The organism is Myxacorys sp. (genome assembly GCF_059501405.1).
Map to the genome: position 1 here is coordinate 1 of NZ_JCACCM010000097.1, position 13,494 is coordinate 13,494.

General features: G+C 49.3%; 10 protein-coding genes. 6 read left to right on the forward strand and 4 right to left on the reverse strand.

Annotation, left to right across the window (positions count from 1 at the left end; all coding sequences use genetic code 11):
- Positions 1-40 precede the first annotated feature (40 nt).
- On the reverse strand, positions 41-307 hold the full coding sequence (locus tag AC5I6P_RS11455) for a GNAT family N-acetyltransferase (RefSeq protein WP_495694024.1): 267 nt from the start codon (positions 305-307) through the stop codon (positions 41-43).
- On the opposite strand from AC5I6P_RS11455, the gene AC5I6P_RS11460 reads away from it, so the two are divergent.
- Entirely contained in the window at positions 248-397 is a 150-nt protein-coding gene (locus tag AC5I6P_RS11460; protein ID WP_495693885.1) for a hypothetical protein, read from the forward strand. The two genes, AC5I6P_RS11455 and AC5I6P_RS11460, sit on opposite strands and share 60 nt — an antisense overlap.
- A gap of 233 nt (positions 398-630) precedes the next feature.
- Positions 631-1,248 carry a DUF3859 domain-containing protein gene (locus tag AC5I6P_RS11465; RefSeq protein WP_495693886.1) on the forward strand — a complete coding sequence of 206 codons (618 nt, stop codon included), beginning with the start codon at positions 631-633 and terminating at the stop codon, positions 1,246-1,248.
- An 88-nt stretch (positions 1,249-1,336) separates the two neighbouring features.
- Here AC5I6P_RS11465 and AC5I6P_RS11470 read toward each other — a convergent pair whose 3' ends face one another.
- Together AC5I6P_RS11470 and AC5I6P_RS11475 are read right to left on the reverse strand one after the other, a co-directional pair.
- Complete coding sequence (locus tag AC5I6P_RS11470) at positions 1,337-1,609, reverse strand: Npun_R1517 family heterocyst differentiation transcriptional regulator (protein WP_495693887.1); 273 nt, start codon at positions 1,607-1,609, stop codon at positions 1,337-1,339.
- Positions 1,610-2,781: 1,172 nt separating this feature from the next.
- Positions 2,782-3,990: a histidine kinase gene (locus AC5I6P_RS11475; protein WP_495693888.1), complete on the reverse strand. Its 1,209-nt coding sequence runs from the start codon at positions 3,988-3,990 to the stop codon at positions 2,782-2,784.
- 484 nt (positions 3,991-4,474) lie between these two features.
- On the opposite strand from AC5I6P_RS11475, the gene AC5I6P_RS11480 reads away from it, so the two are divergent.
- The 3 genes from AC5I6P_RS11480 (at position 4,475) to AC5I6P_RS11490 (ending at position 9,202) form a co-directional block, all read left to right on the forward strand.
- Complete coding sequence (locus AC5I6P_RS11480) at positions 4,475-5,662, forward strand: glycosyltransferase family 4 protein (RefSeq protein ID WP_495693889.1); 1,188 nt, start codon at positions 4,475-4,477, stop codon at positions 5,660-5,662.
- A gap of 51 nt (positions 5,663-5,713) precedes the next feature.
- Positions 5,714-8,251, forward strand: a complete 2,538-nt coding sequence (locus AC5I6P_RS11485) for a sigma 54-interacting transcriptional regulator (RefSeq protein WP_495693890.1) — start codon at positions 5,714-5,716, stop codon at positions 8,249-8,251.
- A 237-nt stretch (positions 8,252-8,488) separates the two neighbouring features.
- Complete coding sequence (locus tag AC5I6P_RS11490) at positions 8,489-9,202, forward strand: hypothetical protein (RefSeq protein ID WP_495693891.1); 714 nt, start codon at positions 8,489-8,491, stop codon at positions 9,200-9,202.
- Positions 9,203-9,216: 14 nt separating this feature from the next.
- On the opposite strand, the gene AC5I6P_RS11495 is transcribed toward AC5I6P_RS11490, so the two are convergent.
- Positions 9,217-11,874, reverse strand: a complete 2,658-nt coding sequence (locus AC5I6P_RS11495; protein ID WP_495693892.1) for a CHAT domain-containing protein — start codon at positions 11,872-11,874, stop codon at positions 9,217-9,219.
- A 903-nt stretch (positions 11,875-12,777) separates the two neighbouring features.
- On the opposite strand from AC5I6P_RS11495, the gene sodB reads away from it, so the two are divergent.
- Positions 12,778-13,377, forward strand: a complete 600-nt coding sequence (sodB, locus tag AC5I6P_RS11500; protein ID WP_495693893.1) for a superoxide dismutase [Fe] — start codon at positions 12,778-12,780, stop codon at positions 13,375-13,377.
- The last annotated feature ends 117 nt before the right edge of the window (positions 13,378-13,494 follow it).

Here is a 13,494-nt window from a genome sequence, read left to right on the forward strand (position 1 = left end):
ATCCCTCATCCGGCATTCTGTCTAATTTCTAGCTTCGCTGTCACCCCTTGAGGTCAAATGCATAACGAAGTACAGCCCGTGCAGCTTCTTTGGCATAGCCGCGTCCCCAAAGTTGAGGGCTTGTACCAACAATGAGACTCGGCGGTAGCTCTGATGAATGCAGTAAACCGACAAATCCTGCGACGCGGTTCCTGCCGAGTTGTGAGTTGCGCCGATCGCGCTCAAAAAACAGCCAGAGTCCATAACCATGATGGGTAAAGCTGAGGGCGCTGGCTTCGATAAACGATCGCGCTTCCTCGTAGGAGATTTGACGATCGTCGAAAAGAAACCGCCTTACCTCAGCGTCCGTCTACAGCAGGTATACAGAATCAAGATCACTAAGCTGACAGGGGCATAGGTTTAGACGGATTGTATGCAGCAACGGCATTTTTTGATGCCTCGCTTTAGATGACTTAACGACACGTCTAACTTAGCACCGACCGGAGCAATCTTCTGTCAGCCTAGAAGGTACCACCTTAGAACCAAAGCAACTGGCTAGGGATTGAAGAGCAGAGCCGTGCTAATTGTTGCAAATGGCGATCGCATGTCAGGATCGACATGTCCACACGCCGATGAAGGTTGGAGACAACAATGCAGAAACTCACGCAGGAACAGTTAACCCAGATTGTTGCAGAGGCCCAGCGCATCTCCAATAAGCGGCAAGATGAACTGGACGCAGACGAAGTTCGACAAATTCTTCAAGAGTTGAACTTGCCACTAGAGTTGTTAGAGGAATCTCTGATGCAGGTACGGCGACAGCAATCATTGCAAGTAGAGCAGCGTCGAAATCGTTGGATAGTTGGAGGTGTTGTCGCTACCATCATTGTGGCGATCACGTCAATCCTCTATTTCTTGAATCACCAGCAACAGACCCTAAATCGAGTGTCTGTTGAGCGCGATCGCATTACCCTGCAAGTGGATGGTAGCGATGTGCAGACCGTTTCTCGCCAATCGAATCCTGATCTCTACTACCGTGTTGTGTTAAAAGACGCTCCGATCGGGCAGAAGCTATCGCTCTCTTGCGAGTGGATTGATCCCAATCAGCAGATCGTGAAACAAAACCGCTACGAAACGCAAGAGATTCGCACTGCCCTTTGGAATACTTACTGTCACTATCCAATCGGCACAACAGCAATTCCTGGAACCTGGACGGTGCGGATGCGACTTAACGATCGTCCGATTAGTGATGCCTCGTTTATGGTTCAGTAAGCAGAGACAGAATTAATGGCATCCTCGTTATGCAAATTCATCTATCTCTACAAAGAGCGCTTGGGGCACCCCTCGTAGTCTTTTGCTGTTAATCGTTTGAATTACGCAACCGAATGAGTTGACGGCGCATTTGAGGCGAAGCTTCGAGTTCAGAAATTTCTTCTGCGTTCACCCGTACCTGCATTGGCTCCATATATTCATCGCTGCCGCACGAAAAGGCATCAATGAGCATCTCTAAAAGCTGTTCACGATCCTGAAGGACTCCCTTCTCCTCAATAAGCCGAAACTTAAGATGGACCTCACACTCATAGACACTAACTTCGGCGGCTTTAGGCTGATACTCTAAGGAATCGTACTTCATCGACTTCAGCGGTTCCTTTACGCGGCAGGTGGATAGGCAGACTAGGTTCTATTAATAGAAATTCGCTAAAAAACTGCTCTTGACTAGTCATGTTCAAGGCTGATCAATCGGTAAATACCCCCCTATTGCTCGAAACTAACATTTTCTAGAAGTTGGCTAGATCAGCTATATTGCTGAATCAACTTCCGGAAGGCTAAGGTACTGAGCTTAGGATTAAAACCAGTATGAGATGGTTTTTAGTAATTACTTTATGACCGACTCAATGATAGTTATAGGTGAGCCGCTTTTGAATTAGTACCGTAATTACACTAGATTTAAATGGCTTAATAATGATGGAATCAAAGTAAGGAAATGGTGAAGTAGACAGGCAATTTGTTAGCTACAGCATATCCGTAGACTGAAATTCCTTGAAGTTTAGATGCACCTTAAACATTTCCCTAAGTCACTGAGATTTATCAACTAGAGGATGTCAAGAATTAGCTCGAAAAGTACCCGAAAAAATTCTTGTGTTTAATAGCACTCAATAAAAACGCATACTGATCCTGCGCTAAGCTTTGTAGCGAGATTGAATTTACTAAGTAAGTTATCCCAGCTTCAATTCGCTTTTCGAGAACAGTTAATATACAGTTCACACAGCGCTGTAGTGAAATCGATCTGCATCATGCGATAAGGTAGAAGAGCAGGATTTCAGCGGCTAGAAAGAGATATTTGAAACTCAGTAAGCGACTGCGCCATTAGTAATCTATTTAACATTTCAACTTAGAGTATATGATCGCATCAATGTGCTTTTTCTAGAGTGAAGTAACTGTGAAGATAAGATATAGCCAGCGATCGCACTGCAAGATTCCATTAGAGCAAGAAGACAACTGCCTCCATTTTCAAAAACTTACGCAGCCCTCATTCAGGACACTTAACAAGATAGCCCTAGTTCATCAATCCGTACTTGGTTAGTTGTCTTAGTCTCCGTACAGTACAACTACGGAAACGAAAGGTAAACTCCGCAAATCTTCTGATTCAACCTAAGCAGCCTACTCTTCAATACTTTGCAAAGTGAATGCTTTAGAGTTCGGTATAGCGTTAATGGACGGTAAGACAAAGGGGTTTAAAGCCGTTTCATACATAAAACACCTTTGCGTTAATAGCCTCCTATTTAGCTCCGTGAAAGAGCTGTTTCACAACTTAAATCCGTCGGTCAATTGCTGTTGCAGTCGAAAGACAGGCAATGTGAAGTGAAAACAGCTCCCTTGATTTGGCGTAGAATCTACCCAAATTTGCCCATAGTGTGATCGCACTATCCGTTGACACAGGGAAAGACCAATTCCATATCCGTCTTGCGCTTGGTCGCGCTGAAGCCGGAAATGATCTTCAAAAATGCGCTCTCGATTGTCTTCAGGAATGCCAGGTCCAGAGTCGCAAATGCTGACTTGCACCTTCTGGGTCGTGCGATGCAAAATGGAAACGTGAATTGCGCCATGAGTTGGCGTGTATTTGATCGCGTTGTCCAAAATGTTGACGAAGACTTGCCGAACGCGTTCGGGGTCGGCGTAAACGAACGGCAGATCATTCGGAATATCAGTATTCACTTTCAGATGCTTAGCTTGCGATCGATCGTGCAAGCTGTCTAACGCTTCCCGGCACATCGCGCCTAAATCAAGCTTCTGAGGCTGGATGTGTAGTTCTGCGCTAGAGCCTTTCGCCGCTTGCAGAATGTCCGTGATCATCCGATCGATTGTGCGAAGCTGCGATCGCGCATGGCTTAACAACTGGAGGATTAGGGCAGGCGTGAATCGTGAGGACTGGCGATCACCAGATTTGTGACCGATTTCGAGAGTTTCTACGGCGATCGAGGCAGCGGTGAGAGGATTGCGAAGATCGTGCGCCAACATCGCGATAATCTGGTCTTTAAACTGAAGCTGCAATTTCAACTCTTCACGCTCTTGATTCAGCCGGAAAACCTCATCTGATAGCTTTAACAACTCTGCCGATTGAATCACCGATTGAACGCCAGTCGTTTTAGACGCATCAGCTTTAGCTGATTTTGCTAGCGCATCTTCCTCCAACAAAAATTCTTCTGCCGCTCGTTGCCACCGCGACCACCACCGCTCTAGCTGAGCGACCAGATCGCTACCCGTCAAAACTTGTCGAGGCTCAGGATGAATTTTAATCAGAGCAGGGGTTGCCACTAATCGGAAATGCTCTGCCAAATACGGCTGCTCGCCAACATCGACAATCTGAAGCTCAAACCGATTGTCGGACTCTCGCTCCTTGAAAAACGACCGAATCTGCCGGATTTGTTCTTTAGAATTGGGACGCTGATCGACAAACAGGAGAATCTGTAAGGGCACTTCAGTATTTGTAAACTTATCAGAAGGTGCCAGCATCTTTCAGGAGTACGCTTAACTGATAGGGCAAATTAGCTCTGGGACAATTTGCTGTAGGACCAGGAAGAATTGAGATTCGATAATGTTCTGCCTCTAGGCTCAATGCAGAAGAAAGGTTAGACTCCTCGCGAGTAGGATAGGGTGCCGCCCTAAAAAACCTTTAAAGACTACAGAGACTTTGTAGCTCCTATGCAACCGTTTGCCCAAGCTGAAACAATTCACCTCGATTCAGTTCCTAACTTATAGAGTAGCGTATCCCTTACAACCTTCTAAAGAATTTCTAAAGTTTTCGTTTTGGCACACTCTGCTAAAGCAACTCGCTTGATTCTCTTGAATAAGGTATGACGGTATACTTCGCACCGCATGGCTCCTTCAAATTGCTGTACCGTATTCAACTAAGACTGGGGATAGTCCGGAGTCGAGGGAGCCTCCGTGTTTCCGTAAAGATAAGACAGTGATGAGGTGACGCTGTGGGTCAGGGCAAATGAAAGTGTTGGTCTTAACCTGGGAATTTCCACCCCGCATTGTGGGCGGGATTGCCCGTCATGTTGCGGAACTCTATCCAGAATTGGTCAGGTTGGGGCATGAGGTTCACCTGATGACAGTCGAGTTTGGGCAAGCTCCCCGCTACGAAATTGTGGATGGGATAAAGGTTCACCGATTACCCGTGGCACCAGCACGCGACTTCTTCCATTGGGTCGGCAACATGAATGAGAGCTTAGGCTCCCACGGCGGCAAACTCATTTTAGAAGAAGGGCCGTTTGATGTCATTCATGCTCACGATTGGCTGGTCGGAAGTAGCGCGATCGCGCTGAAATACCATTTCAAAGTTCCGCTGATCGCCACGATTCATGCCACTGAATACGGGCGGCACAATGGCATTCACACAGACACACAGCGCTACGTGCATCAGTGTGAGAAGCACCTCACTCACGAGGCGTGGCGGGTGATTGTTTGCACCGATTATATGCGCCGGGAAGTGGAGCGAACGCTCAACACGCCCTGGAACAAAATCGATGTGGTGTACAACGGCATTCGACGTGAAAAAAAACACATTAACCCAGCATTTGATTACAAAGCCTTTCGCCGACTGTTTGCGGCAGATGATGAAAAAATCGTTTATTACGTTGGTCGAATGAGCCATGAGAAAGGCGTTTCCACCCTGATTCAAGCGGCTCCTAAGATCCTTCAAGAATTGAATTATCACGTCAAGTTTGTGTTCATCGGGGGCGGACAGACCGCACATCTTCAACAGCAGGTGAGGGAGCGGGGGCTGTGGGAGAAGTGCTACTTCACTGGATTCATGCCCGATGAAGAATTAGATCGCTTTCAGACGATCGCGGATTGTGCTGTTTTTCCAAGCTTGTATGAACCCTTTGGAATTGTTGCATTAGAGAGTTTTGCGGCACGAGTTCCGGTTGTTGTCTCGAATACAGGTGGGTTCCCAGAAGTAGTGCGTCACGAACAAACGGGAATTGTGACGTGGGTGAATGACCCTGATTCGCTAGCGCGAGGCATTTTGGAGGTGCTGAAGCAGCCAGAGTATGCTCAATCCTTGGTTAACAATGCTTACAAAGACTTGGAACGCCGTTTTGACTGGTTTAAACTGGCTCAGCAAACGGAAGCGGTGTTTGGGCGAGTGTTGCATGAGCGATCGCAGGTCGATTGGTAATTCAATTTAGCCAGTTAATAATTTAGCCACTTAATACAGAAGACTCTAAATATGGTGGATTACGCTGAGCGAGTTGTGTGGCTGAAGCAAAACACAGCCTTGGGAACGCTACCGGATTCCGTGCTGGCTGCGATCGCAGCCGAGATTGAAGAAGAAGCCGTTGGAGAAAATCGCCGCCTGACGCTGGAGGACACCGTTCCGACAGCCCTCTATATTCTTTATAGTGGGCATATTGAGAGTTACCGCACGAGTAAAAACAGTGAAGCAAGGGCAACAGGGCTGCTTCCGGGAGCGGTGATGTATTTGAAAGAGCTACTGCTCGATGAATTGGCGGTAGAAACCACGATCACGCTGAATGACTGTGTGTTGTGGACGATTGAGCGATCGCGGTTTCTCGAACTGGCTCAGCAGTATACCGAAATTGGACAAACGGTTTCACGACAGCTTGCCACCAAATTAGAGCAAGTTTCGTCCGCTTTGGAGTATGAACGAGAACGGCAGACCGCCCTGCGTCCCTATCTTGTCCCGAAGGTGAGACGAGGAATTGTCGGGTCAAGCCGCTATGCAATGCGGCTGCGACAGGAAATGAAAAAAGCTTCTAAAGATCGCGGTTCAGTGCTGATCTTTGGCGAACCTGGGCTTGAAAAAGACAATGTGGCGGCGTTGATTCATTTTGGGTCGAGCGATCGCAAAGAACCCCTGATTAAGGTGAACTGCAACACCTTGCAAGCGAACGGGGCGGAATTGTTTGGTCGAGCAGGCGGGAAACCCGGACTTTTGGAGTGGCTTGGTCGTGGCACACTCCTGCTGAATAATTTGGAAGACGCTTCACCGGAGCTGGAAGCGAAACTGGTGCAAATGCTATCCACGGGAGAATTTACTCCGGTCAGTAGAGAGGGAGAACCGGCAGCATCGACGCGTCCGTTTGAAGCTCGGATCATGATGATTTCGGAACGAGTTTTGCCTCAGTTGGAGCGGTGCAAAAAAATTGATCACAGTATCAAAGTGCCGCCGTTGCGAGTGCGAAAAGCAGATGTCGCGGCGATGGTGGAATACTATCTCAGCTTGTTTTCGCGATCGCGGAGCATTCCAAAACCGAATGTGACGCCAGAAGCCCTGCGCCGCCTGCAAGGATATGATTTTCCAGGGAACTCCACGGAATTACAGAATCTGATTGAGCGGGCGTTGGTGCAGTCTGAAGGCGCGAGCGAACTCACAGAAGAAGTTTTTTGGTCGGCAAGTGCGAAAAGCCGCAGGTTCCGGGTCAATCTGCTCAACGCCTATCCAAAGCTACGGCAGTTTCTGCGGAGTCCGTGGTGGACAGATCGGATCAACTACGGGTTCGTATTGGGGAGTTTTGCGATCGTGGTGGCCGTGTTGATGCTGGGGCCGCAGAGCCGCGATCGCAACATTGCCCTGAATCTGTTTTGGGCGTGGTGGTGGATGCTGATTCTGATTGGCTTTCCCTTTGTGGGACGGCTTTGGTGTTCGATTTGCCCCTTCATGATCTACGGAGAATTAGCGCAAAAAGTTTCATTGTGGCTGTTTCCAAGGCAACTTTTACCGTGGCCCCGACAATCGGCTGAGAAATGGGGCGGTTGGTTTCTCTTTGGCATGTTTGCGCTGATTTTGCTCTGGGAAGAACTGTGGAATTTAGAGAACACGGCTTATTTATCGGGCTGTTTGCTCTTATTAATCACGGCTGGAGCCGTTACCTTTTCGTTGTTATTTGAGCGGCGATTCTGGTGTCGATATCTCTGTCCCATCGGCGGCATGAATGGAATGTTTGCCAAGCTATCCATGATTGAATTGCGGGCTCATCAAGGCATTTGTTCGGCAAGCTGTACGACCTATCAATGCTATAAAGGCGGACCTCAAAAAGGAGAAGGCATGGACACAGGCGGATGTCCAATCTATTCTCATCCGGCTCAGCTTCAAGATAATCGAGATTGCGTCTTGTGCATGACGTGCCTCAAGGCTTGTCCGCATCGATCCGTCGAACTCAACCTGCGTCCGCCCGGAATCGAACTTTGGACAACGCACAAACCGACCTATGCAGAACTTTGTTTGCTCTTTTTGCTATGGGGTGCGGTGTTTCTCCACCGCTTGCCAGAAATTGAGCAGCAGTTTGGACTGGATCTTCATTTAAATCACTTTGGAATTCATGCAGGCGTATCGGTATTGGCGTTGCTGCTTCCGGGCACGATCGCACTCCTCGCCAACGCCCTGCTGCAAGTCTTCAATCCCAAGTCCCGTCCCTTTTTAGAACTCGCTTACGGATATCTGCCGTTTGTATTAGGCTGTAGCCTCGCTCATTACCTGCGTCTCGGACTAACTGAAGCCGGGCAAGTACTGCCAGTGACAGTAGCAACGTTTAATTCAGAGGCGTCTTTAGCGACGCTGCCGGTTGCGATCGCCCATCCCGCTGTGATCACCTTTCTGCAAGCCGCAACGATCGTCGGCTCATTCTGGCTCAGTGTCTTCCTGACGCAGAAAATTGCCCGTCAAGCGATCGCACTGCTCCTACCTCAACATTTAGCAATGCTCGCGATCGGATCGCTCTTCTGGAAAATTACGATTGGCTGGTAAATCATCCTGAGCAGTTAAAAACGTGGTGTATTGGGAATGAGCATTAATATGTACGGCTCATTCTGTAGCGGTGGGTCTCTCTTTAGGTAGGTTTGCATTTCTATCAAATTCGGCAGAATAATCCAAAAGGAAAATTATTCAACGTAGAATCTACTGAAAACTAGCAAAACTGGTCAAAAAAGAATTATTCAATGTAGAATCTGACGCATCAATTACGCTGCACCCTTTAACACCGTCATGGGAAAACGAAACGACAATTCACGGGCTTTGGTTTCTAAGGCTACGCCCCGATTTTTAAATCGAGCGATCGTCACCACCCGCTTCACCTGTCGCCTTCTCCTATATCTAACCCAACGCCATCCCATCTTGTTTTGGACGGGTTCCTGGCTGGTGCTGATGCTAATTTCTGGGATTTCGCTAAAAGGGATTCTGCAAATCGATGTTTCGCCGCTTCAAACAGAGCAAGCGCAATCCGAAGTTGTAGTGCAAGCCCCAGCGCCAGTGCAATACTCAGCTCAAGAGTCTGCTTCATCATTTGGTTTGTTGGCGGCTGTCGTGGTATGTTGTGGCGGAGCCTCAATGCTATTGGCGCGTCAGCTTCGCCCCGTCAAAGCGACACCACGGTTCCAGGGGAAGCTTGCTTCGCGATCGCTAGTTAAGCGGAATGCCGCACCCATGCCCACTGCCCTGCACCCTCGTCCTCCAGCTCCTTCACCCCTAAGAACTGCTCCACAGAGTGCCAGAAGACCTGCGCCAAACGCTCCTAGAAGCAGTGCACAGCCTAGACCTGTTAGACCCGTTGCTGCTCGAAGCGCTGCTGTAGCTGAACCAAGACAGCCTAGAGTAAAGGTGGTGCCTCAGTACGAAGATCATCCTCTAGATTGGACTGAGCCAGGTTTAGCTGAAATGATGGACATTCGGAAGCGCGATTCGATCTCATCGTTTCTTTAAGGTTCTTTTGAAGGTTATTTTGCCGCTAGCAACGCTCTCCACTCTGCGATCGCGCTTTCCGTCCACAGCCAATTTTTAGCTAAAGCATTTGGCTCAAACTCAGTTGGCGTCTGCCTTAGAATTCGGTTACGCAGAATGATGGCTTGACGCTTTAAACTGGCTTGCCGTTTGGGCGGTTGCTGGTTTGCAGTCTTCATGTAGGCGAGGGCAATGCCAGCATAGGCCGTCATCTCATCTTGCAGAGCAGGATTTGCCTTGCCTGTTGCTGCGGTTGCGCCAAGTTTCTGCTGCTCGGCAGCCAATCTAGCTGAGGTCTTCCATGCCTCGCCAGCGCGCTTGAGGTTTCCCTCCGCATAGTAGGCAAATCCGAGGGCATTGTAATAGAGCGGCTCTGGTTTGCCGTCCACCGCCGTTTTCCAGTAACGACGCACATCTCCAATACTGAATGTCCGATTGCCGCTTTGCTGAAGCGATTGCCAAGCGACTCGACCGCGCAAAAAGCTGATGGCTGGATTCGTCTGTTTGTCGTTAGGAACGGCCTCGATCGCGCTTGTCGCTTGCACTAAATTGTTTTGATCGAGCAGAGCCTCTGTTGCTTCCTGTCCTTTGCGCAGATCGCCCTGACGAAAGCTCTGAGTGGCTGTAGCCGTGAGCATACCAGTCTGACTCGCTGGCGGATTGCTAGTAGGCAGAGTAGCCGGATCAGGCAAGACGTTGCTAGGCGATAGAGACGATCGCAAAGTAGAAATTCCCCAAATGGCTAAAACAGCCGCGACAGCAGTTCCGGCGATGCCAAACGTGAGCCAGGGACGACGGCGAGTCGAATGCTTTAAGTTTTTGGCAAACACCCGCGAGTGAGGCGGAGTTTCTGTTTTGACTAGCGATGCGCCACTCGATTCAGAAGATTGAGCTAAGTCCGACGGCTCCTGGCTAATGGCTCTGCCAGTAGAATCTGTTCCAAAGTTATGCGCAATTTTGAGGCGGCGAAGATTTTGCTCCGCTTCGACTAAATTGGGATTGAGTTGCAGTGCCATTTGGTACGCAATGATTGCTTCCGCAGGGCTGTCATACTCCTCTAAGGCAATACCCATTTTGCTGTAGGCGTCAGCATATCGGCTATCTAGCTGCAACGCTTCACTGTACGCCGCGATCGCGCCTGCTACATCGCCGTTCGCATAGAGGGCTTCTCCTGAAGCGACAAAATCTGCTGCTGTCCGAGGGCGATCGGAGGACTGAAGCCTGTCCTCACTCTCAAAATCCTCACTTTCAAAAAAAGTGTCGGGCGGCTCCTCATAAAAGGGATGGTCAGAGTCCTCTTGCAATTCCCGTAGCAGATTCAGGACTTCCTCGCGATCGCGATCGTCGGGGTTGTCCAACTCCAGCTCGTCCAACAGATCGTCTGGCATCACAAAAGGGACTGGGGTTGCCGTCGACACTGCTTCAGGAACCGATCGCGTCGGGGTCACAAGCTCTGGAGTCGGCAGTTCGCCCACAAGCGGCGGTTGCAAATAGCCGTCGAAGTCGGGGTGCAGATACAGAATGGGCAGTGACCAATACAACTGGTTTGAGCCATAAGACGAGAGCAACCCCTGACGGGCACGGCTCAAGCTCAAATCGATTGGATAGCGTTGCTTCAAGTTGCGATAGAACAGGCGGCTGAGCGTTAGCGCTACGTCATCGGGAATCCGCTCTGCCATCGCCAAAACTGCCGGAACTCCCCGCTTCAGTAAGGCTTCGGCAAGGTTACCTGATTCCGTCGCCTTGGTTGGGTCGGCGGTGGCGGTGTAAACTCCTCGGCAGGAGTTAAAGACTGCCATGCGAATGCCATTATTCACCAACAAGCCTGCTAGGTCATCGCCGCTTAACACTTCTGTTAACCCAGTGCGATCGTTGACCAAATACAAATCTCCGCCCGACATGCCCAAGTTGCTGTGTCCGGCATAGTGCAAGATGTGGAAGCGCCCTTGCTCTAGAGCTTGAGTCAGCCTTTCCCGCCCCGGTTGGTTTAGAATTGTAAGTTCAATTTCGCCCGCTGCACTGCCCTGATCGCGCATCAGTTCTTCACGCAGATGCGTCGCTTCGCGCTCTAGCTCTAACACTTCTTGATCGGTCGGAGCCGCCAGTACCATCAGAATTCGGAGCGCCTGACTCTGCTCGACCAATGACGAGCGGTGCGGCGTCAGCACGGTTGCCATCGGAGCAAAGGCGGCCTGATAGCGAGAGAACACGACATCAGTTCCAGTCGCTAACGGACGCACCCCCGCATGAAGGACTTCCCAGGGTAAGCGCGGTAGCAAATCTCCTTTTAGTCCTAAACGCAGCCGCAATCCTTCCCGCCGATTTTGAGCGATGCCTTGAGCGGTCATCCAACTATCGCGAATCGTCCCTTGAAACAGCGCGTTGTAGAGAGTCTGTCCAAATTCAACCAGGTTTGGCACAAGCACACCTGCGGCATCTTCGGGTGAGTGTCCAGTACGGGGACGAAAGAGATTGCCTCTGAGCAATCCCAATAACGGGTCGTGCATCAACTGACGAGCTTGCTCTAGCCACTCGTCTACCTGCCAAGTCACTAACTCTTCGGCTAACGGCACTCCCGGAGAGACGCCTTCTGTACGGACAAGATATTCGGTTGCTCGCACCGGAGTTACTGATAGAAAAAATTCTTGATCCACGACCACCCTCCAAGACCCTGTTGCTTGCCGACTCCCTCTCTTCTTATAACCACTTGCGATCGCGCCTAGTCAGGTAAAAACTTGACAACGACACGGTGATTGCGCTTGTGATTGCACTAGGAATGACTCATCCCTCTGCTCTAAAATATCTGCTCTAACTAAATAGCTGTCCGCCTAACTTAACTCTCTATCTAACCTAGATGCCTGTGCCGCCTCTCTCTTATAGATAAACAATTTGTTTAGAAGAATTGCTTATCTATGGGAACGCTATCAGCGCATATACGGATATATCGTTCGGTGAGATCTTGGCACATACTGAAGCGGTAGACGGTTCCCATGACTAAACGTTATCCCAGGTTAAACAAAACTTATTCTAATCTTCAAGAATGCCCGCTTGAGCTTCCAGAACGCGCTTTAAGCGGCAGAAAAGAGCAAGGGTAGATGTACCGTCAAAATTAGGGTTGATGAAAGAATGTCTGTACTTTCTTCATCCTCTTTGCGTTAGCGTTGCCGTGGGCGTCTCCTTCTAAACGCATCAATCTAAATCTGAGAGCCATCTGAGAGCCTGCAAATTTGAGAGCCTACAAATCAAGCCCGAGAGGGTTCGCAGAGCAGAACCTAGAGAAACGCTACCTCCAACAGATCTCACCCTAGATATATTTACTTTATCGTTCTAGACCCTACTCTGTAGCTATCGAGCCTTTCTGATCCAAAAAGGTAAATTGCCCTTGCGCTTCAGCACTAGGATGCGCTTGCCTTTACTCTTTGTGCGATAAGATCTCACTATTAAGTTATGTTTCTGCCGATCTTTCCGCAGTACGTAACGCTTCGATTAAAGACAGAGTTTGACTACGACTTAGACCTGTTATTTTTGCTTAAACGCTAACGAGAGGACTAGAACACATGGCATTTACACAAGATCCCCTGCCGTTTCCTAAAGATGCGCTTGAGTCACACGGGATGAAACAGGAAACGCTGGAGTTTCATTACGGCAAGCACCATGCAGGGTATTACACTAACCTCAATAAGCTGGTCGAAGGCACTGAGCTTGAGAATGCATCGCTAGAGGAAGTCATTCACAAGTCATTCGGTGATTCATCCAAAACGGGTATTTTTAATAACGCGGCTCAAGTTTGGAACCACACGTTCTTCTGGAACTGCCTCAGCCCCAACGGGGGAGGGTCGCCAACGGGCGAACTCGCAGCTAAGATCGACGCGGCCTTTGGTAGCCTCGATAAGTTCAAGGAAGAATTTAGCGCGGCGGCGGCAACCCAGTTTGGCAGTGGCTGGGCATGGCTTGTCGATGATGGTGGCACACTGAAAATCACCAAAACTCCTAATGCTGAAAATCCCCTAGTTCATGGTCAAAAGCCTCTGTTGACCTTAGACGTGTGGGAACACGCTTACTACCTTGATTATCAGAACGCCCGTCCTGCATTCATCAAGAACTTCTTAGACAACTTGGTGAACTGGGACTTTGTTGCTCAAAATCTGGCTTCCTAGTTTCAATCGAGATTAGAGTTCAAGTTGACAGATAGTAAAGATAGCCGCGATCGCGCCCTTGGTTCTCCTCGGCTTTGTGATGGCGGCTATCTTTCTGCGAAATTCCTTCCCTCACCC

What these genes read in the sequence shown, in the direction of transcription:
- AC5I6P_RS11460 (WP_495693885.1), top strand. Translation starts at nt 248, where the DNA reads ATGATGGGTAAAGCTGAGGGCGCTGGCTTCGATAAACGATCGCGCTTC.
- AC5I6P_RS11465 (WP_495693886.1), top strand. Translation starts at nt 631, where the DNA reads ATGCAGAAACTCACGCAGGAACAGTTAACCCAGATTGTTGCAGAGGCC.
- AC5I6P_RS11470 (WP_495693887.1), bottom strand. Translation starts at nt 1,609, where the DNA reads ATGAAGTACGATTCCTTAGAGTATCAGCCTAAAGCCGCCGAAGTTAGT.
- AC5I6P_RS11475 (WP_495693888.1), bottom strand. Translation starts at nt 3,990, where the DNA reads ATGCTGGCACCTTCTGATAAGTTTACAAATACTGAAGTGCCCTTACAG.
- AC5I6P_RS11480 (WP_495693889.1), top strand. Translation starts at nt 4,475, where the DNA reads ATGAAAGTGTTGGTCTTAACCTGGGAATTTCCACCCCGCATTGTGGGC.
- AC5I6P_RS11485 (WP_495693890.1), top strand. Translation starts at nt 5,714, where the DNA reads ATGGTGGATTACGCTGAGCGAGTTGTGTGGCTGAAGCAAAACACAGCC.
- AC5I6P_RS11490 (WP_495693891.1), top strand. Translation starts at nt 8,489, where the DNA reads ATGGGAAAACGAAACGACAATTCACGGGCTTTGGTTTCTAAGGCTACG.
- sodB (WP_495693893.1), top strand. Translation starts at nt 12,778, where the DNA reads ATGGCATTTACACAAGATCCCCTGCCGTTTCCTAAAGATGCGCTTGAG.